Below are 17,943 nucleotides of genomic sequence, written 5' to 3' on the forward strand. Positions count from 1 at the left end.
AATCCGGCCGGGCCGTTAGGATCGGCCTCCTGATGACTGCCACTCTCGTCGCCAAGAACCTCGCCGCCGGACACGGCGACCGCTCGCTCTTCGCCGGGCTCGACCTCGTCGTCGCGCCCGGCGACGTGATCGGGCTCGTCGGTGCCAACGGCGCGGGCAAGTCCACGCTGCTGCGGCTGCTCGCCGGGCTGCTCACGCCCGAGCAGGGGGAACTGCGGCTGTCCCCGCCGTCCGCGGCGGTCGGTCACCTGCCGCAGGAGCCGGAGCGCCGGGACGGCGAGACCGTACGGGCCTTCCTGGCGCGGCGCACCGGTGTGGCGGAGGCCCAGCGGGTGATGGACGAGGCGACGCAGGGGCTCGTCGACGGCGCGCCCGGCGCGGACGACGCCTACGCGGAGAGCCTGGAACGCTGGCTCGCCCTCGGTGGCGCCGACCTCGACGAGCGGGCGGAGGAGGTCGCCGACACCCTAGGGCTCGCGGTCGACCTGGACCAGCCGATGACGGCCCTGTCCGGTGGGCAGGCCGCCCGCGCGGGCCTGGCCTCGCTGCTGCTCTCCCGCTACGACGTCTTCCTGCTCGACGAGCCCACCAACGACCTCGACCTGGACGGACTGGAGCGGCTCGAACGGTTCGTCTCCGGCCTGCGCGCGGGCACCGTCGTCGTCAGCCACGACCGCGAGTTCCTCACCCGCACGGTCACCAAGGTGCTCGAACTCGACCTCGCGCAGCAGCAGATCACGCTGTACGGCGGCGGCTACGAGGCGTACCTGGAGGAGCGTGACACCGCCCGCCGGCACGCCCGCGAGGACTACGACGAGTACGCGGACAAGCGGTCCGCTCTCGAAGGGCGCGCCCAGATGCAGCGCTCCTGGATGGACAAGGGCGTGAAGAACGCCCGGCGCAAGGCGAACAACGACAACGACAAGATCGGCCGCAAGTTCCGCAGCGAGGCCAGTGAGAAGCAGGCCGCGAAGGCCCGGCAGACCCAGCGCATGATCGAACGGCTCGACGCCGTCGACGAGCCGCGCAAGGAGTGGGAACTGCGCATGGAGATCGCGGCCGCGCCGCGTTCCGGAGCGGTGGTCGCCACGCTGCGGGACGCCGAGGTGCGGCGCGGCGACTTCACGTTCGGGCCCGCCACGCTCCAGATCGACTGGGCGGACCGGGTGGCCGTCACGGGCGCCAACGGCGCGGGCAAGTCGACCCTGCTGGGTGCCCTGCTCGGCCGTGTCCCGCTGAATGCCGGGCACGCCACCCTCGGCTCCGGTGTCGTCGTCGGCGAGGTCGACCAGGCCCGCAAGCTCTTCCATGGCTCGGAGTCCCTGCTCGACGCGTTCTGCGCGGCCGTCCCCGACACCGAACCGGCCGAAGTCCGAACCCTGCTCGCCAAGTTCGGCCTGAAGGCGGAACACGTGCTGCGCCCGGCCGCGAGCCTCTCCCCGGGCGAGCGCACCCGTTCGGCGCTGGCCCTGCTCCAGGGGCGCGGGGTCAACCTCCTCGTCCTCGACGAGCCGACCAACCACCTCGACCTGCCCGCGATCGAGCAGTTGGAGTCGGCCCTCGACACGTACGAGGGCACGCTGCTGCTGGTGACCCACGACCGCCGGATGCTCGACGCCGTCCGCACCACACGACGCCTGGAAGTGGCCGCGGGCAAGGTGACGGAGCGCTGACCGGCCGGCCCGGACGGGGCACTTACGGGCCCGCCGCCAGCCGCCGCGCCATCCTGGGGTAGTCGACGACGAATCCGTCCGTGTCGAACTCCAGGTCACTGCGGTGGTCCCCGGAGGCGAAGCGGACCCGGCCGCCCTCGCCACCGCTCTCCAGATGGGTGTACGTCTGCTGCGACGCCCGCACGGCGAGGTCCGGCACGGACACCCGGGCCATCAGGAACTCCCGCTCGCCCGGGGCGAGATGGAGCCCGTGGCGCAGCACCGGCATGGCGTTCGTCAGCGGGCACGGCCCCAGGTCGCAGTCGAGTGCGCCGCCGAGATCGGGCAGCCACTCCCCGTCCGCCGTCCAGCGGCCCTCGCCGTCGTGCCGCAGATCGAGGGTGCGGGTGCCCGAGGCCGTCTCGGCGCTCACACACAGCCGCCGGGTCACGAACCCGTCGCCGGTGTCGAGCTCGTAGGAGATCCAGTACGGCTCGGGAACGGTCCCGACGGCACGCCCGCGCGCCCGCAGTGAGCGGGCGCCGGACGTGATCCAAGAGGTCTCGTACCCCTTGCTCTCAGTGACTTCCCAGGTAAGGACACGCGAGCCGACCATACGGTCACTCTAGGAGCGTGGGCCCAGTGGCGCGCCCCTCCGGGCGCGCGGGAAACCGCGCACCCGGCCGCTGCTCACCCGCGGTTCAACGACGGCCCTTCTTCGGGTCCACCAGCCCGGCGCGCCGCAGCGCGTCGGCCATCGCGCTGTTGGCCGGCGGCGGAGCGGCCTGCCGCGAACCTCCGCCACCACCACCGCCGCCGCCCGCCCCGCCGCGTGGCTGACGCTGTTGCTGGCGCTGCTGCGGAGGCCGTCCGCCGCGCTGCGGACGCCCGCCCTCACCCTGCTGGTCCGACGCGGTCGCCTCGTCGTCGAGGCGCAGCGTCAGCGAGATCCGCTTGCGCGGGATGTCGATGTCGAGCACCTTCACCTTGACGATGTCACCGGACTTCACGACATCCCGCGGGTCCTTGACGAACGTCCTGGACATCGCCGAGACGTGCACCAGACCGTCCTGGTGGACGCCGATGTCCACGAACGCGCCGAAGGCGGCCACGTTCGTGACGACCCCTTCGAGCACCATCCCGGACGCCAGGTCGGAGATCTTCTCGACGCCCTCCTTGAACGTGGCCGTCTTGAACGCGGGCCGCGGGTCGCGGCCCGGCTTCTCCAGCTCCTTCAGGATGTCCGAGACGGTCGGCAGACCGAACGTCTCGTCCACGAAATCGGCCGGCCTGAGCGAGCGCAGCACACCGGTGTTGCCGATCAGGGTCGCGACCTCGCTGCCCGCCGTCTTCACCATCCGCCGCACCACGGGGTACGCCTCGGGGTGCACGCTGGACGCGTCCAGCGGGTCGTCCCCGCCCCGGATCCGCAGGAAGCCCGCGCACTGCTCGTACGCCTTCGGGCCGAGCCGGGCCACGTCCTTGAGGGACGTCCGGGAGCGGAAGGGGCCGTTGGCGTCGCGGTGCGCCACGATGTTCTCGGCGAGTCCCGAGGTGATGCCGGAGACACGGGAGAGCAGCGGGGCGGAGGCCGTGTTGACGTCCACGCCCACGCCGTTCACACAGTCCTCCACGACCGCGTCCAGGGAGCGGGAGAGCTTCACCTCGGACAGATCGTGCTGGTACTGCCCGACACCGATGGACTTCGGGTCGATCTTCACCAGCTCGGCCAGCGGGTCCTGGAGCCGGCGCGCGATGGAGACGGCGCCGCGCAGCGACACGTCCATGTCGGGCAGCTCCTGCGAGGCGAACGCGGACGCCGAGTACACCGACGCCCCCGCCTCGGAGACCATCACCTTGGTGAGCTGCAGCTCGGGGTGCTTGGTGATGAGCTCACCGGCGAGCTTGTCCGTCTCCCGGGACGCCGTGCCGTTGCCGATCGCGATCAGGTCGACCGTGTGCTCCTTGGCGAGGCGGGCGAGTTTGGCGACGGCCTCGTCCCACTTGTTCGCCGGGACGTGCGGGTAGATGACGTCCGTGGCGACGACCTTGCCGGTCGCGTCGACCACGGCGACCTTCACGCCCGTGCGGAATCCGGGGTCCAGACCCAGCGTCGCGCGCGTGCCGGCCGGAGCGGCCAGCAGCAGGTCCCGCAGGTTCGCCGCGAAGACGTCGACCGCCTCGTCCTCGGCGGCGGTGCGCAGCCGCAGCCGCAGGTCGATGCCGAGGTGCACGAGAAGGCGGGTCCGCCAGGCCCAGCGGACCGTGTCCTTCAGCCACTTGTCGGCGGGACGGCCGCGGTCGGCGATCCCGAAACGCTGGGCGACGATCCCCTCGTACGACGAAGGGGCGGTCGGGGACTCGGCGGGCTCCTCGGGCTCCAGGACGAGGTCGAGGACCTCCTCCTTCTCACCCCTCAGCATGGCGAGGACACGATGCGAGGGCAGCTCCTTGAAGGGCTCGGCGAAGTCGAAGTAGTCGGCGAACTTGGCGCCCGCCTCCTCCTTGCCGTCCCGCACCTTGGCCGCCAGGCGTCCGCGCACCCACATGCGCTCCCGCAGCTCACCGATCAGGTCGGCGTCCTCCGAGAACCGCTCGGTGAGGATCGAGCGGGCGCCGTCGAGCGCCGCCTGCGGGTCGGCGACGCCCTTGTCCGCGTCGACGAAGGCCGTCGCCGCGGCGAGCGGGTCGACCGACGGGTCGCCGAGCAGGCCCTCGGCCAGCGGCTCCAGACCCGCCTCGCGCGCGATCTGCGCCTTCGTGCGCCGCTTCGGCTTGAACGGCAGATAGATGTCCTCCAGGCGCGCCTTGGTCTCGGCGCCCCGGATCTGGGCCTCGACCTCGTCGGTGAGCTTGCCCTGCTCGCGCACCGATTCGAGGATCGCCGTGCGCCGGTCCTCCAGCTCCCGCAGATAGCGCAGCCGCTCCTCGATGGTGCGCAGCTGCGCATCGTCGAGCATCTCGGTCGCTTCCTTGCGGTAGCGGGCGATGAAGGGCACCGTCGAACCGCCGTCGAGCAAGTCGACGGCGGACTTGACCTGCCGTTCCCGTACGCCGAGCTCCTCGGCGATCCTGCCTTCGATGGACCCTACGAGGGGTGTCGTCACGATCCCGTACCGCCTTCTCCACTGAGGTTGCGCGGCAATTGTGGCAGGTGACACCGACAACGGGGGATCAGGGCGCCGATCGGCGGTGTCAGCCCTTGCCGGTCATGCCCTCCGGGAACGCGCCGGCCGCGAGCGCCGTCATCAGCAGTCCCTTCGCCAGTTCGGTGAGGCGCTCCACGCCGGCGGCGCCCAGATGCTCGTACGGGGCCCGGTCCAGCTGATCCGTCCGGACCTCGATCTCCTGGCGCAACGCGATGCCGGCCTGCGTCAACTCGCCCTCCGTGTCCAGCAGTCCGCGCCCGCGCAGACGCTCCACCGCCGCCTCCCAGTCGGCACGCGCCCAGCCACGGGTGCCCAGCGCCCACTTCGGAGCCATGCCCTTGCCGGTCGCGGTGTGGCTCACCAGCGCCTCGACCGGGTCGAGTTCCGCCGCGAGCAGCACCGCGAGGTGGCCGTCGCCCCGGTGCTCGCGCAGCAGCGTGGCGCCGTGCCAGAGCGCGAGGTGCGGCGCGTCGGGCACGGGCAGGTCCGCGTGCGCGGCGTAGAGCGGGCGCGCCGTCCTGGTGCAGGCCTCGGCCGCCCGCAGGGCCAGCTCGGCCGCCTCGGCCATCTCCTTGGAGGCGACGACGTCCTCGCCGAGCAGCCGCCGCAGCGTCGCGTCGACGGCACGCGCGCGTGCGGCGAGGACGGTCTCGGGGGAGGCCTTCTCCCACACCCCGGGCACGTGCCGGGCCACCAGTTCGTGGCGGAAGTTGTAGAACGTCGCCGTCACCGTGCCCGGGCCCACCGGCCCCATGGCCGCGGCCCGCACCGCGAAGTACGCCCCCCGGCTGTCGTCGATGCCGACCGCGGCCAGCTCGCGGCCCAGGTCCGGCGAGAAGTAGTGGGTCGAGTGCAGCGGATTGAGGACGTTGTGGCAGCGCCGTCCGGCGCGCTCGGGCAGAGGAGTGGTCATGACCGCAGGTTACCGACTAGTCAGTACGCGGGGAACGGGTGGGCGCGGAGAGCTGCGCGGCGGTGGCAGGAAAGGTGGGGTACTCGTCCTTGCGGCCATCGACGGCCCCGCGAAGAATCGAGGACATGCGAACCGTCCTGGTCGTCCTCTTCGACGCGGTGCAGAGCCTCGACGTCACGGGTCCCGCGGAGGTCTTCGCGGGCGCCGAGACCTGCCGGCCCGGCTCGTACCGCGTCCGTACCGCCTCCCTGGACGGCGCGCCGGTCCGCACCTCCAGCGGCCTGACCCTCGTCCCCGACGGCACCCTCGCCGAGGCGCCGGCCCCGCACACCCTGCTCGTCCCCGGCGGACGGGGCACCCGGCGCCCGGACCCCCGGCTCACCGACTGGCTGCGCGAGCACGGTCCCCGCGCCGACCGGCTGGTCTCCGTCTGCACCGGCGCCCTCCTGCTCGCCCGGGCGGGCCTGCTCGACGGCCGCCGCGCGACCACCCACTGGGCGTACTGCGACACACTCGCCCGTGACCACCCGGCCGTCCAGGTCGAGTCCGACCCCATCTACGTACGCGACGGCCGGGTGTCCACCTCCGCGGGCGTCACCTCCGGAATCGACCTCGCCCTCGCGCTCGTCGAGGAGGACCTCGGCCGCGGGGCCGCCCTCACCGTCGCGCGTCATCTGGTCGTCTTCCTGCGGCGTCCCGGCAGCCAGGCCCAGTTCAGCGCACAGCTCGCCGCGCAGACGGCCCGGCGCGAACCCCTGCGCGAGGTCCAGCAGTGGATCACCGAACATCCCGGCGAGGACCTCTGCGTGGAGTCGCTCGCCGCCCGTGCGCGGCTCTCGCCCCGGCACTTCGCGCGCGCCTTCCAGTCCGAGACGGGGGTCACCCCGGGCCGGTACGTCGACCGGGTCCGCCTCGAACACGCCCGGCGGCTGCTGGAGGACACCGCCGACGGCGTCACGGAGATATCCCGCGCCTGCGGTTACGGCACGCCGGAGGCCATGCGCCGGGCCTTCGTCCGGGCGCTCGGCGCGGCCCCGGCCGAGTACCGGCGCCGCTTCCGCCCCGCATCCACGCACTGAACCGGAAAGGACCCTCATGCAGATCGCCATCGTTCTCTACGACCGCTTCACCGCCCTGGACGCCGTGGGCCCCTACGAGACCCTCGGCCGGCTGCCCGGCGCCGAGACCGTCTTCGTCGCCGAGCGCACCGGCCCGGTCCGCAACGAGACCGGCAATCTGGCACTCACCGCCGACCGCACCCTGGACCAGGTGCCGGACCCGGACATCGTCGTGGTCCCCGGCGGCCCGGGGCAGACCCCGCAGATGGAGAACCAAGTCCTTCTGGACTGGCTGCGCGCCGCAGACGCCACGAGCACCTGGACCACCTCCGTGTGCACCGGCTCGCTGCTCCTGGCCGCGGCCGGGCTCCTCGACGGCCGCCGGGCCACCTCGCACTGGCTGGCCCTCGGCACCCTGGGGGAGTTCGGTGCCGAGCCGACGGGGGAGCGGGTGGTCTTCGACGGGAAGTACGTGACGGCGGCCGGCGTCTCGTCCGGCATCGACATGGGGCTCCACCTGCTCGGCCGGATCGCGGGCGACGAACACGCCCAGGCCGTGCAGCTGCTGACGGAGTACGACCCGCAGCCGCCCTACGACGCGGGGTCCCCGCAGAAGGCGCCCGCGCACCTGGTGGAGGAGCTCCGCGCGAAGAGCCGGTTCATCCTCCGCTAGCCGGACCGGACCCCGGCGTGGTCCAGGTGAACCGCGGCGGGCGGCGCTCCAGGAAGGCGGCGACGCCCTCCGCGGTGTCGCCGCTGCCGCGTGCCTGCTCCGCCCAGTGCGTGTCCCGGCCGGTCCGCCCGTTCGCGAACTCCTTGGCGGCCGCCTGCGTCAGCAGCGACCGCGCCGTCAGTACCCGGGTGAACTCCGCGACCCGCTTGTCGAGTTCGTCCCCCGCCAGCACCTCGTCCACCAGGCCGGTGCGCAGCGCGCGCTCCGCGTCGATCAACTCGCCCGAGAACAGCAGGTACTTGGCGGTCGCCGGTCCCACGAGCGACACCAGACGCCGGGTGGCGGAGGCGGGGTAGACGATTCCCAGCTTCGCCGGGGTCACCCCGAACAGCGCGCCGGCCTCCGCGAACCGCAGATCGCAGGCCGCCGCGAGCTGCGACCCGCCGCCGACGCAGTACCCGCGGACGGCCGCGAGTGTCGGCTTGGGGAAGGCGGCGAGCGCGTCCTCGGCCCGCACGGCGAGGCCCTGTGCCTCGTCCGAGGAGCCGCGCAGGGTCGAGATGTCGGCCCCCGCGCAGAAGGTGTCACCCTCCCCGGTGAGTACCACCGCGCGGACGGCCGGGTCGGCGGCCAGCCCGTCGAGCAGGGGCGGCAGCGCCCGCCACATCCCGGCCGTCATGGCGTTGCGCTTGGCCGGGTGGTGGATGACGACGGTGGCGATGCCGTCGCCGACGCTGTGCAGCAGCTGCGGCTCCATACGCCGGATGCTATCCGCACCCTCGAACGCGCGATCAGGCGAGGGAGGGCGCGTCCGGGGCCGCCCGCCCCGGCGGACACCGGACGCGTCGCGGGACCCCGGTGACAAACCCGTACAACCCGAATAGTTCTCGAAGTGGACACAACAAAGGCAGGAGCGGTCGTCAGGTCGACCGTGTCATACGGCGACGATCAGAAAACGTCGATAAGCGCTGACTTCTGTTCAGTCATCGGGTCCGGACCAGCGTGTTCCCACACTCGACGTGTGGTGACAATCGAGCGCAAGGGTGGCGACCGGACGATGGAGAACCACGGGCGGGGGTTCGACTCCCGTCCCGACGGCGGCGGGGACGTGCCTCCCGATCGGAGACCGCCGGGGGGTCCGCTGCCGTACGAGGGAGTGTGGCGGTTCACCGCTCCCGCCGTCGACGCCTCGGTGCCGCAGGCGCGACACGCCGTTCGTGACCTGCTCGCGCGGCAACGGGTGCCCGCCTCGGACGACCTCGTGCAAGGGCTCCTGCTGATCGTCTCCGAACTGGTCACGAACGCCGTCCGGCACGCGGCACTGCTGTCCCCGACGCTCGCCGTCGAGGTGGCCGTCGGCGCCGAGTGGGTGCGTGTCTCCGTGGAGGACAACCACCCCTACCGCCCGACGGCCCTGGAGGCCGACCACGGCCAGACCGGCGGGCGCGGGCTGCTGCTGGTGCGGGAGGTCGCCCGGGAGTCGGGCGGGGTGTGCGACGTCGAGCACACGACGACCGGCGGCAAGGTGATCTGGGCCGCCCTGCCGCTCACGCCGAGTGTCGTCTAGATCCTGCCGGGAAGCGTCCCCGCGGGTCCGTCACCAGCCGGCGGACGGGCCCGTCAGCTCCCTGACCGCGGGACGGGCCGCGTCCAGGACGGTCATGAACCACGACGAGAAGGGGTCCTTCTCGTGCCGCTCGGCGAGCTCGGCGGCGGTCACGAAGGCCGTGTCGCCGACCTCCTCCGCGTCGGGCCGCAGCGAGGCCTGCACCATCCCGACGAAGAGGTGGTTGTACTCCTGCTCCACCAGGCCGGACTCCGGGTCCGGGTGGTTGTAGCGGACCGTGCCCGCCTCCGCGAGCAGCGAGGGGGAGACCCCGAGCTCCTCGTAGGTCCGGCGGGCGGCCGCCGCGAAGGGGGCCTCGCCGGGGTAGGGGTGGCCGCAGCAGGTGTTGGACCACACACCGGGCGAGTGGTACTTGCCCAGGGCGCGCTGCTGGAGCAGCAGCCGCCCGCGCTCGTCGAAGAGGAAGACGGAGAAGGCCCGGTGCAGCTGCCCGGGTGGCTGATGGGCGGCGAGCTTCTCCGCCGTGCCGATCGTATTGCCGTCCTCGTCGACCAGCTCGAGCAAGATCGCTTCAACGGTGCCGTTCGACGAACTGTGCGTCGCGGTGGCAGGTGTGATCGGCATACCCATCCTTCGCATCGGTCTTCGAGCCCCAAGTCTGCCGTACGAAACCGGCACTCCCGGCACTTCGCGGCTCCCCGCATGTCCCGCTCCGGACTCCCGGGGCGGGACACGCGGCCGGTCGGCATCAGGTGCCGGAAGTGGCCGGACACCTGATCGTGCCCGGTGCCGCGGACGAGGAATCGTCCAGGACAGGGGCCGACAGATGTTCGCCTCGCACCCCGCGCCCGGTCCCCGTCGAGCAGATCGGACCCGGGCCGGACGCCGTACCCCGGAGCCGGCGCGGGACGCCTCGCGGCGGATGGGCCGTACGCCGACGGGGGCCGTTTCCGCCGGAGGCGGGGCCGGTCCGGGCGCCGGCGGGGCCGGTTCGGGTGTGGAACGGCCAGGGTCCGATGGCCGGGGCCGGCCCGGGCGTCGAGGGGGATGCGTCGCCGCCGGGCCGGTTCGGACGGTGGCCGGGCCGGGTCAGGTGCCGTCCGCCACCGGACGCAGCACATGGCCGACGTAGCCGTACTCGCCTCCGTGCGCGCGGCGCAGGGCGATCTCCGCCCGGGTGTCCGCGACGGCCTCGGCCATGCCGGGCCGGGCGAGGTCGGCCGCTTCCGCGTGGGCGGCGAGCGGCCTGTAGTACTCGTGCCAGTCGGACTCCGGCAGGAGCACCGTGCCCAGGACCTCGTATCCGGCGTCGATCGCGGCCCGGGTGTCCTCCGCGGTCGTGCGCAGCAGTCCGTCCCAGAAGGCGCGGGCCCGGTCGGACGGCATCCCGACCGTCCACGAGCAGTGCGTGAGCACCAGCGTGCCACCGGGGGCGAGCAGCCGCCGCCACGTGCGCAGCGCGGTGTCGAAACCGATCAGGTAGGCCGAGCCTTCCGCCCAGAGGAGATCGAACGAACCGTCCGGGTAGGGGAGTTCGCCCATGTCTCCGTGGACGGCGTGGACGGATGCGGAGAGGGAGCGCGCCTCGGCGGCCGTCCGCAGTTCGTCGAGGAACGGTTCGTGCAGATCGACGGCGGTCACCCGGGCCCCGGCCTCAGCGGCCAGCAACAGCGCGGACCGGCCGGGCCCGCAGCCCAGGTCGAGCACGCGCGGGCGATCCGGCAGCGGACCGGCGAGCGAGAGCAGGTGCCGGGTGGTGGCGTCGGAGCCGGGGCCCTGCCGGGGCAGTCCGTGGTGCAGGGCGAAGAAGGCCTCGAGGGAGGCGTCGTGGTCGGACAGCATGAGCAGCCTTCGGATGCGGGGCCCGGGCCGCCGCGTACGCCGTACGGCGTGGGTCAGCCGTGGACCCGGAGGACGGGGGCACATCTGTCGCCGCGCACGGCGGCGTCGAACGTGACGGTCATCGACCCATCTCCTTCTCGGACGGCCGGAAGGCCGCCACGCTAGCACCGGGCGGTACGGCCCCGCACCCGTGTTTCCCGGGCCGCCCGACCGGCCGAAGCCGGACCGTCTCCCGCTCCGCGCGACCGGTCCGCGCGACCGGTCCGAGGCTCCGCTCCGCGCGACCGGTCCGCGCCCCGCTCAGTGGCAGAGCCTCGCCTCGTGCCGCGCGTGTCCGCTCGGCTCCAGCTGGAAGGTGCAGTGCTCCAGGTCGAAGTGGTGGCCCAGGCGGCCCCGAAGCTCGAGGAGCACCTTCTCGTGCCGGCCGGCGTCCAGCACGTCCGCGGCGACGACCACATGGGCGGAGAGGACCGGAATGCCGGACGTGATGGTCCAGGCGTGCAGGTCGTGGACGTCCTCGACGCCGGGCACCGCCACGATGTGCGCGCGCACCTCCGCCATGTCGACATGCTGGGGCGCCGCCTCCAGGAGCACGTTCAGCGTCTCCCGGAGCAGCTTGCAGGTGCGCGGTACGATCATGACGCCGATGAGGATCGAGGCGATCGGGTCGGCGGCCCGCCAGCCGGTGGTCATGATCACCGCCGCGGAGACGACGACGGCCACCGAGCCCAGCGCGTCCGCCGCCACCTCCAGGAAGGCGCCGCGCACGTTCAGGCTGTCCCGGCGGCCGCGCATCAGCAGTGCGAGCGAGACCGTGTTCGCGGCCAGGCCGACCAGGCCGACGGCGACCGGTCGGTCCGCCCGCGGTCCCGGCGGGCGTCACGAAGCGCTGGACCGCCTCGTACAGGACGTAGCCCCCGACACCGAGCAGCAGCAGACAGTTGGCGAGCGCGGCGAGGATCTCCGCCCGCGCGCAGCCGAAGGTGCGGTTCCCGCCCGCGGGGCGGTTGGCGAAGTGGATCGCGAGCAGGGCCATGCCGAGGCCCAGCGCGTCCGTCGCCATGTGGGCCGCGTCCGCGACGAGCGCGAGCGAGTCGGCGAGGACACCGCCGGTGATCTCGACCACCGTCACGGCCAGCGTGATCGACAGCGCCACCCGCAGTCTCCCGCGGTACGCGGCCGCCGCCGTGCCGGTCCTGGGCCCGTCGTGCGTGTGCCCGTGGTCGTGTCCAGCCCCCATGGAAGCCGCCTCCCCTCCGCTGCCCGGAAACACAGTGAACTACGGGCGGGGGTATCGGGCCAAGGCGGCACTGAACACCGTTGTCATCTGCTCTGACCTGCGTAAACGAGACGCAGGTCAGAGCGGGGAAAGATCGTTAATCCTGTGTCGGGGGGTGATGAAGCCGCCATCCGTCCCACGCCGACGCGACCATCTCGCGCACTGCGCGCCGCGCGCTCCAGTCCAGCTCCCGGGCGGCCAGCGCGGCCGAGGCGACCGCGCGCGGCGCGTCACCGGGACGACGCGGCTCGACGACCGGCTCCCGAGTGTCACCGCTGACCTCCGCGATGAGCGTGAGCAGCTCACGTACCGAGACGCCCTCGCCCCGGCCGATGTTCACGGTGAGATCGCCCGTCGCGTCGCCCGCCAGCCGGCGGGCCGCCGCGAGGTGTGCCTCGGCGAGGTCCGCGACGTGGATGTAGTCCCGGACGCAAGTGCCGTCCGGCGTCGGATAGTCGGCGCCGAAGATCCGCGGGGCCTCGCCGCGGGTGAGGCGGTCGAAGACCATCGGGATCACGTTGAACACCCCGGTGTCGGCGAGCTCCGGCGTGGCCGCGCCCGCCACGTTGAAGTAGCGCAGGCACACCGTCGCGATGCCGTGCGCCCGGCCCGCCGCCCGCACCAGCCACTCCCCGGTGAGCTTCGTCTCCCCGTACGGGCTCATCGGCGCGCACGGGGTGTCCTCCGTGATGAGGTCCACGTCCGGGTTGCCGTAGACGGCCGCGGAGGAGGAGAACAGGAACCGCCGCACACCCGCCCCGGCCACCGCCTCCAGAAGCGTCGCGAGACCGCCCACGTTCTCCTGGTAGTAGCGCGTGGGCTGGTCCACGGACTCACCGACCTGCTTGCGCGCCGCGAGATGCACCACACCCGTCACCGCGTGCTCCGCGAGAACCCGCTTGAGCAGCTCCCCGTCCAGAGACGATCCCTGCACCAGGGGGATGCTCTCCGGGAGCCGCCGGGCCACCCCGGACGAGAGGTCGTCCAGGGCGACGACGCGCTCCCCGGCCTCCGCCATCGCCCGCGCCACATGTGCCCCGATGTATCCGGCCCCGCCTGTGATCAGCCATGTCATGGACGACCACCCTATGCCGGGCCCGGTACCGCGCCCGTCCTGCCGTGTTCCGGACCGGTGCGCCGGTTCTCGTACGCAATGCCGGCAATGGTCCGGTCTGGGGTCGCGGTTTGTCGCGCGGACCCCGGATCACCGATGATGATCGCGGCGCGGACGGTCACGCAGACCAGGTTGATCGGACCGTGAACGGGTGGTGAACACCCGCTTCTCATCATCCGATAGCCTCTGCCGACATGCCGCCCGGCGGCCGCAGGCGCAGGCCGCGCCCTCCCGCCCGCCCTCGGGGCGGACGACGGGAGGACGAGGAAAGGGCCCGGGCCCGGGCCGTCCCACCACGCACATGCCGGCGCGAGGCCGCCCGGCACCCAGGGAGTGAGTTCGCTGTCGACCGCCATCCTCACCGGCCAGCCGGTCCCCGGATCGTCGCTCGAGGGCGATCTGCGGTCGCTCGGGTTCGACGTGCGGTCCGCCGTCGAAGCCGGTGACGCCGAGACCCTGCTGGCCGCCGTACCGGCAGGTGAGCGGGTCGCCGTCGTCGACGCCCGCTTCGTCGGGCACCCGCACGCTCTGCGCCTCGGCCTCACGGACCCCCGGTTCCCGGCCTCCGCGGTGCCCGGCGCCGTGTCCGTGCAGCCCGAGGCCCGCCGGGCGCTGACCCGCGCCATGGCCCGCGAGAGCTCCGTGTCCGGTGGCCTGGCCGTCGCGACCGACAACCTCGCGGGGCGTCTCACCGCGGCCCTCGACGCCGACGGCGTCGCCGTGCACCACCCCGAGCTGGGCTCGCTGGTGGCCGCCGTCCCCGGCGACCCGCAGGAACGCAACGAGATCCGGCAGGCCGTCTCCGCCGTGGACGACGAGGCCATCCGGCTGCGCAGCGCCGTGAAGGCCCGCGACGGCTTCTTCACCACGTACTGCATCAGCCCCTACTCCCGCTACCTCGCCCGCTGGTGCGCCCGCCGAGGCCTGACCCCGAACCAGGTCACCACCGCCTCACTGCTGACCGCGCTGATCGCCGCGGGCTGCGCCGCCACCGGCACCCGCGCCGGGTTCGTCGCGGCCGGCCTGCTGCTCCTGTTCTCCTTCGTCCTGGACTGCACCGACGGGCAGCTGGCCCGCTACTCCCTGCAGTACTCGACGCTCGGCGCCTGGCTGGACGCGACCTTCGACCGGGCCAAGGAGTACGCCTACTACGCGGGCCTCGCCCTCGGCGCGGCCCGCGGCGGCGACGACGTGTGGGCGCTCGCCCTGGGCGCGATGATCCTGCAGACCTGCCGGCACGTCGTCGACTTCTCCTTCAACGAGGCGAACCACGACGCCACCGCCAACACCAGCCCCACCGCGGCCCTCTCCGGCAAGCTCGACAGCGTCGGCTGGACGGTCTGGGTGCGCCGGATGATAGTCCTGCCCATCGGCGAACGATGGGCGATGATCGCCGTTCTCACGGCGCTGACCACACCCCGGATCACCTTCTACGCGCTGCTCGTCGGCTGCGCCTTCGCGGCGACGTACACCACGGCGGGCCGGGTGCTGCGCTCGCTGACCCGCAAGGCCCGCCGCACGGACCGGGCGGCACAGGCGCTGGCCGACCTCGCGGACAGCGGACCGCTCGTCGACCTGCTGGTCCGCCTCGCCCGCGGCACCGCCCGGCACACGGCGCCCGTCAGCGCCTTCGTCGGCGGACTCCTCGTGGTCGCCTCGGCCGTGCTGTGGGGCTCCGGCTGGCAGACCGTCGTTTTCGCCGTCGTCTACACACTGATGTCCGCCGCCGCCGTCGTCAGCCCCCTCAAGGGTGCCCTCGACTGGCTGGTCCCCCCGGTCTTCCGTGCCGCCGAGTACCTCACCGTTCTGGTACTGGCAGTCAAAGCCGACGTGAACGGAGTGCTTCCCGCGGCTTTCGGCCTGGTGGCCGCGGTCGCCTACCATCACTACGACACGGTGTACCGCATCCGCGGCAACGCGGGCGCGCCGCCGCGCTGGCTGGTGCGGGCGACCGGGGGGCACGAAGGCAGGACGCTGCTGGTCACCGTCCTGGCCGCGGTGCTCACCGCCGCACAGTTCGAGGTCGCGCTCACGGCGCTCGCCGTGGCCGTGGCCGTGCTGGTGCTCTTCGAGAGCATCCGCTTCTGGGCGTCCTCCGGGGCGCCCGCCGTACACGATGAAGGAGAACCCGCATGATCGGCCTCGTGCTGGCGGCCGGCGCCGGACGGCGTCTGCGCCCCTACACCGACAGCCTCCCCAAGGCTCTCGTGCCGGTTGGTCCCGCGGGCATAGAGGACAGCATCACGGTCCTGGACCTGACCCTCGGCAACTTCGCCGAGATCGGTCTGACCGAGGTCGGCATCATCGTCGGCTACCGCAAGGAAGCCGTCTACGACCGCAAGGCGGCCCTGGAGGAGAAGTACGGCCTCCGGATCACCCTCATCGACAACGACAAGGCCGAGGAGTGGAACAACGCCTACTCCCTGTGGTGCGGCCGTGACGCCCTCACGGACGGTGTGATCCTCGCCAACGGCGACACCGTGCACCCGGTCTCCGTCGAGAGGACGCTGCTCGCCGCCCGCGGCGACGGCAAGCGGATCATCCTCGCCCTCGACACGGTCAAGAAGCTCGCCGACGAGGAGATGAAGGTCGTCGTGGACCCCGACAAGGGCGTCCGGAAGATCACCAAGCTCATGGAGCCGGCCGAGGCCACCGGCGAGTACATCGGCGTCACCCTCATCGAGGGCGAGGCCGCGGCCGACCTCGCCGACGCGCTGAAGACGGTCTGGGAGACGGACCCGCAGCAGTTCTACGAGCACGGCTACCAGGAGCTCGTGAACCGCGGCTTCCGGATCGACGTGGCCCCCATCGGCGATGTCAAGTGGGTCGAGATCGACAACCACGAGGACCTCGCCAAGGGACGTGAGATCGCGTGCCAGTACTGACGAGGCTCATCCCCTCGCCGGTCGTCGTCGACATCCGTCCGGGTGCCCTGGACGACCTGGCGAGCGTGCTCTCCGACGAGCGGATCTCCCACTCGGGCAAGCTGGCCGTCGCGGTCAGCGGCGGCTCGGGAGCCGGGCTGCGCGAGCGGCTCGCCCCGGCCCTGCCCGGCGCCACCTGGTACGAGGTCGGCGGCGGCACCCTCGACGACGCGATCCGGCTGGCCGGCGACATGAGAGCGGGCCACTACGACGCGGTCGTGGGCCTGGGCGGCGGCAAGATCATCGACTGTGCGAAGTTCGCCGCCGCGCGGGTCGGCCTCCCCCTGGTCGCCGTGCCGACGAACCTCGCCCACGACGGCCTGTGCTCCCCGGTCGCGACGCTCGACAACGACGCGGGCCGCGGGTCCTACGGCGTGCCGAACCCGATCGCGGTGGTCATCGACCTCGACGTGATCCGCGAGGCACCCGCGCGCTTCGTCCGGGCCGGCATCGGTGACGCCGTCTCCAACATCTCCGCGATCGCGGACTGGGAGCTGGCCCACCGCGTCAACGGCGAGAAGATCGACGGCCTGGCCGCCGCGATGGCACGGCAGGCCGGCGAGGCCGTGCTGCGCCACCCCGGCGGCATCGGGGACAACGACTTCCTCCAAGTGCTCGCCGAGGCGCTCGTCCTCAGCGGAATCGCCATGTCGGTCTCGGGCGACTCCCGGCCCTCGTCGGGCGCCTGCCACGAGATCAACCACGCGTTCGACCTCCTCTTCCCCCGCCGCGCCGCGAGCCACGGCGAGCAGTGCGGCCTGGGGGCGGCCTTCGCGATGTACCTGCGGGGGGCGCACGAGGAGTCGGTGTACATGGCCGAGGTGCTGCACCGCCACGGGCTGCCGGTGCTGCCCGAGGAGATCGGCTTCACGGTGGACGAGTTCGTCCAGGTCGTGGAGTTCGCCCCGCAGACCCGGCCAGGCCGCTACACGATCCTCGAACACCTCGACCTGAAAACCCACCAGATCAAGGACATCTACTCCGACTATGCCAAGGCCATCAGTAGCTGAACTCCGCCCCGTCGTTCATCCCGCAGGGGTGAAGGACCGGCGCAGCGGTGAGCACTGGGCGGGACGCCTGTACATGCGAGAGATCTCGCTGCGCTGCGACCGCTACCTGGTGAACACCAGGATCACGCCCAACCAGCTCACGTACCTGATGACCGTCTGCGGCGTGCTCGCGGCCCCGGCCCTGCTGGTGCCGGGGATCGCGGGCGCCGTGCTCGGCGTGGTCGCGGTCCAGCTGTACCTGCTCCTGGACTGCGTCGACGGCGAGATCGCGCGCTGGAAGAAGCAGTACTCGCTCGGCGGGGTCTACCTGGACCGCGTCGGCGCCTATCTGACCGACGCGGCCGTCCTCGTCGGCCTCGGGCTGCGCGCCGCCGACCTGTGGGGCAGCGGGCGCGTCGACTGGCTGTGGGCCTTCCTCGGCACGCTGGCGGCCCTCGGCGCGATCCTGGTCAAGGCCGAGACCGACCTCGTCGGTGTGGCCCGCCACCAGAGCGGACTGCCGCCGGTCAAGGAGGCCGCGTCCGAGCCCCGCTCCTCCGGCATGGCCTTCGCGCGCCGGGCCGCCGCCGCGCTCAAGTTCCACCGGCTGATCCTCGGCATCGAGGCGACCCTGCTGATCCTGGTCCTCGCGATCGCCGACCAGGTCAGGGGAGACCTGTTCTTCACCCGGCTCGGCACCGCCGTCCTCGCGGGCATCGCGCTCGTGCAGACCCTGCTGCACCTCGTGTCCATCCTCGCCTCCAGCAGGCTGAAGTGAGCGCG

14 protein-coding genes and 2 pseudogenes are annotated in these 17,943 nt (G+C 72.6%); 8 read left to right on the forward strand and 8 right to left on the reverse strand.

What is annotated here, in order from left to right; genetic code table 11:
- The first annotated feature begins 32 nt into the window (after positions 1-32).
- Positions 33-1,673, forward strand: coding sequence for an ABC-F family ATP-binding cassette domain-containing protein (locus tag OHB41_RS39365; protein WP_266704293.1), 1,641 nt, complete (start codon positions 33-35; stop codon positions 1,671-1,673).
- A gap of 22 nt (positions 1,674-1,695) precedes the next feature.
- Here the strand turns inward: OHB41_RS39365 and OHB41_RS39370 are convergent, their stop codons facing one another.
- The 3 genes from OHB41_RS39370 to OHB41_RS39380 all read right to left on the reverse strand — a co-directional run bounded on the left by OHB41_RS39370 (position 1,696) and on the right by OHB41_RS39380 (position 5,714).
- Positions 1,696-2,268, reverse strand: coding sequence for a putative glycolipid-binding domain-containing protein (locus OHB41_RS39370; RefSeq protein ID WP_266704295.1), 573 nt, complete (start codon positions 2,266-2,268; stop codon positions 1,696-1,698).
- An 85-nt stretch (positions 2,269-2,353) separates the two neighbouring features.
- On the reverse strand, positions 2,354-4,759 hold the full coding sequence (locus tag OHB41_RS39375; protein ID WP_266704297.1) for a Tex family protein: 2,406 nt from the start codon (positions 4,757-4,759) through the stop codon (positions 2,354-2,356).
- Positions 4,760-4,847: 88 nt separating this feature from the next.
- Positions 4,848-5,714, reverse strand: coding sequence for an SCO6745 family protein (locus tag OHB41_RS39380; protein WP_266704299.1), 867 nt, complete (start codon positions 5,712-5,714; stop codon positions 4,848-4,850).
- Positions 5,715-5,839: 125 nt separating this feature from the next.
- On the opposite strand from OHB41_RS39380, the gene OHB41_RS39385 reads away from it, so the two are divergent.
- Together OHB41_RS39385 and OHB41_RS39390 are read left to right on the forward strand one after the other, a co-directional pair.
- On the forward strand, positions 5,840-6,793 hold the full coding sequence (locus OHB41_RS39385; RefSeq protein WP_266704301.1) for a GlxA family transcriptional regulator: 954 nt from the start codon (positions 5,840-5,842) through the stop codon (positions 6,791-6,793).
- 16 nt (positions 6,794-6,809) lie between these two features.
- Positions 6,810-7,445, forward strand: coding sequence for a DJ-1/PfpI family protein (locus OHB41_RS39390; protein ID WP_266704302.1), 636 nt, complete (start codon positions 6,810-6,812; stop codon positions 7,443-7,445).
- Here OHB41_RS39390 and OHB41_RS39395 read toward each other — a convergent pair.
- Complete coding sequence (locus OHB41_RS39395; protein ID WP_266704303.1) at positions 7,432-8,202, reverse strand: enoyl-CoA hydratase/isomerase family protein; 771 nt, start codon at positions 8,200-8,202, stop codon at positions 7,432-7,434. The two genes, OHB41_RS39390 and OHB41_RS39395, sit on opposite strands and share 14 nt — an antisense overlap.
- Positions 8,203-8,502: 300 nt before the next feature.
- Between OHB41_RS39395 and OHB41_RS39400 the strand changes: the two genes are divergently transcribed.
- On the forward strand, positions 8,503-9,012 hold the full coding sequence (locus OHB41_RS39400; RefSeq protein ID WP_266706474.1) for an ATP-binding protein: 510 nt from the start codon (positions 8,503-8,505) through the stop codon (positions 9,010-9,012).
- Positions 9,013-9,042: 30 nt separating this feature from the next.
- Here the strand turns inward: OHB41_RS39400 and idi are convergent, their stop codons facing one another.
- The 4 genes and pseudogenes from idi to galE form a co-directional block, all read right to left on the reverse strand.
- Positions 9,043-9,636 carry an isopentenyl-diphosphate Delta-isomerase gene (idi, locus tag OHB41_RS39405; RefSeq protein ID WP_148012179.1) on the reverse strand — a complete coding sequence of 198 codons (594 nt, stop codon included), beginning with the start codon at positions 9,634-9,636 and terminating at the stop codon, positions 9,043-9,045.
- Positions 9,637-10,119: 483 nt separating this feature from the next.
- Positions 10,120-10,854, reverse strand: a pseudogene (locus OHB41_RS39410) (SAM-dependent methyltransferase); the annotation flags it as partial.
- 300 nt (positions 10,855-11,154) lie between these two features.
- A pseudogene (locus tag OHB41_RS39415) lies at positions 11,155-12,094 on the reverse strand (cation diffusion facilitator family transporter).
- 136 nt (positions 12,095-12,230) lie between these two features.
- Positions 12,231-13,208 carry a UDP-glucose 4-epimerase GalE gene (gene galE, locus OHB41_RS39420; protein WP_266704306.1) on the reverse strand — a complete coding sequence of 326 codons (978 nt, stop codon included), beginning with the start codon at positions 13,206-13,208 and terminating at the stop codon, positions 12,231-12,233.
- A 381-nt stretch (positions 13,209-13,589) separates the two neighbouring features.
- Between galE and OHB41_RS39425 the strand changes: the two genes are divergently transcribed.
- From OHB41_RS39425 to OHB41_RS39440, 4 genes are read left to right on the forward strand one after another with little or no spacing between them, the layout of a single operon-like run.
- Positions 13,590-15,383, forward strand: coding sequence for a DUF5941 domain-containing protein (locus OHB41_RS39425; protein ID WP_266706476.1), 1,794 nt, complete (start codon positions 13,590-13,592; stop codon positions 15,381-15,383).
- Complete coding sequence (locus OHB41_RS39430) at positions 15,380-16,132, forward strand: phosphocholine cytidylyltransferase family protein (protein ID WP_266704308.1); 753 nt, start codon at positions 15,380-15,382, stop codon at positions 16,130-16,132. Before OHB41_RS39425 ends, OHB41_RS39430 begins: the two co-directional genes overlap by 4 nt.
- Positions 16,120-17,181, forward strand: coding sequence for an iron-containing alcohol dehydrogenase family protein (locus OHB41_RS39435; RefSeq protein ID WP_266704310.1), 1,062 nt, complete (start codon positions 16,120-16,122; stop codon positions 17,179-17,181). The genes OHB41_RS39430 and OHB41_RS39435 overlap by 13 nt, the downstream gene beginning before the upstream one ends.
- Positions 17,159-17,938 carry a CDP-alcohol phosphatidyltransferase family protein gene (locus tag OHB41_RS39440; protein ID WP_266704312.1) on the forward strand — a complete coding sequence of 260 codons (780 nt, stop codon included), beginning with the start codon at positions 17,159-17,161 and terminating at the stop codon, positions 17,936-17,938. The genes OHB41_RS39435 and OHB41_RS39440 overlap by 23 nt, the downstream gene beginning before the upstream one ends.
- Positions 17,939-17,943: the final 5 nt, after the last annotated feature.

This window comes from Streptomyces sp. NBC_01571 (assembly GCF_026339875.1).
Classification (GTDB): Bacteria; Actinomycetota; Actinomycetes; order Streptomycetales; family Streptomycetaceae; genus Streptomyces.

What these genes read in the sequence shown, in the direction of transcription:
- OHB41_RS39365 (WP_266704293.1), top strand. Translation starts at nt 33, where the DNA reads ATGACTGCCACTCTCGTCGCCAAGAACCTCGCCGCCGGACACGGCGAC.
- OHB41_RS39370 (WP_266704295.1), bottom strand. Translation starts at nt 2,268, where the DNA reads ATGGTCGGCTCGCGTGTCCTTACCTGGGAAGTCACTGAGAGCAAGGGG.
- OHB41_RS39380 (WP_266704299.1), bottom strand. Translation starts at nt 5,714, where the DNA reads ATGACCACTCCTCTGCCCGAGCGCGCCGGACGGCGCTGCCACAACGTC.
- OHB41_RS39385 (WP_266704301.1), top strand. Translation starts at nt 5,840, where the DNA reads ATGCGAACCGTCCTGGTCGTCCTCTTCGACGCGGTGCAGAGCCTCGAC.
- OHB41_RS39390 (WP_266704302.1), top strand. Translation starts at nt 6,810, where the DNA reads ATGCAGATCGCCATCGTTCTCTACGACCGCTTCACCGCCCTGGACGCC.
- OHB41_RS39395 (WP_266704303.1), bottom strand. Translation starts at nt 8,202, where the DNA reads ATGGAGCCGCAGCTGCTGCACAGCGTCGGCGACGGCATCGCCACCGTC.
- OHB41_RS39400 (WP_266706474.1), top strand. Translation starts at nt 8,503, where the DNA reads ATGGAGAACCACGGGCGGGGGTTCGACTCCCGTCCCGACGGCGGCGGG.
- idi (WP_148012179.1), bottom strand. Translation starts at nt 9,636, where the DNA reads ATGCCGATCACACCTGCCACCGCGACGCACAGTTCGTCGAACGGCACC.
- galE (WP_266704306.1), bottom strand. Translation starts at nt 13,208, where the DNA reads ATGACATGGCTGATCACAGGCGGGGCCGGATACATCGGGGCACATGTG.
- OHB41_RS39430 (WP_266704308.1), top strand. Translation starts at nt 15,380, where the DNA reads ATGATCGGCCTCGTGCTGGCGGCCGGCGCCGGACGGCGTCTGCGCCCC.
- OHB41_RS39440 (WP_266704312.1), top strand. Translation starts at nt 17,159, where the DNA reads ATGCCAAGGCCATCAGTAGCTGAACTCCGCCCCGTCGTTCATCCCGCA.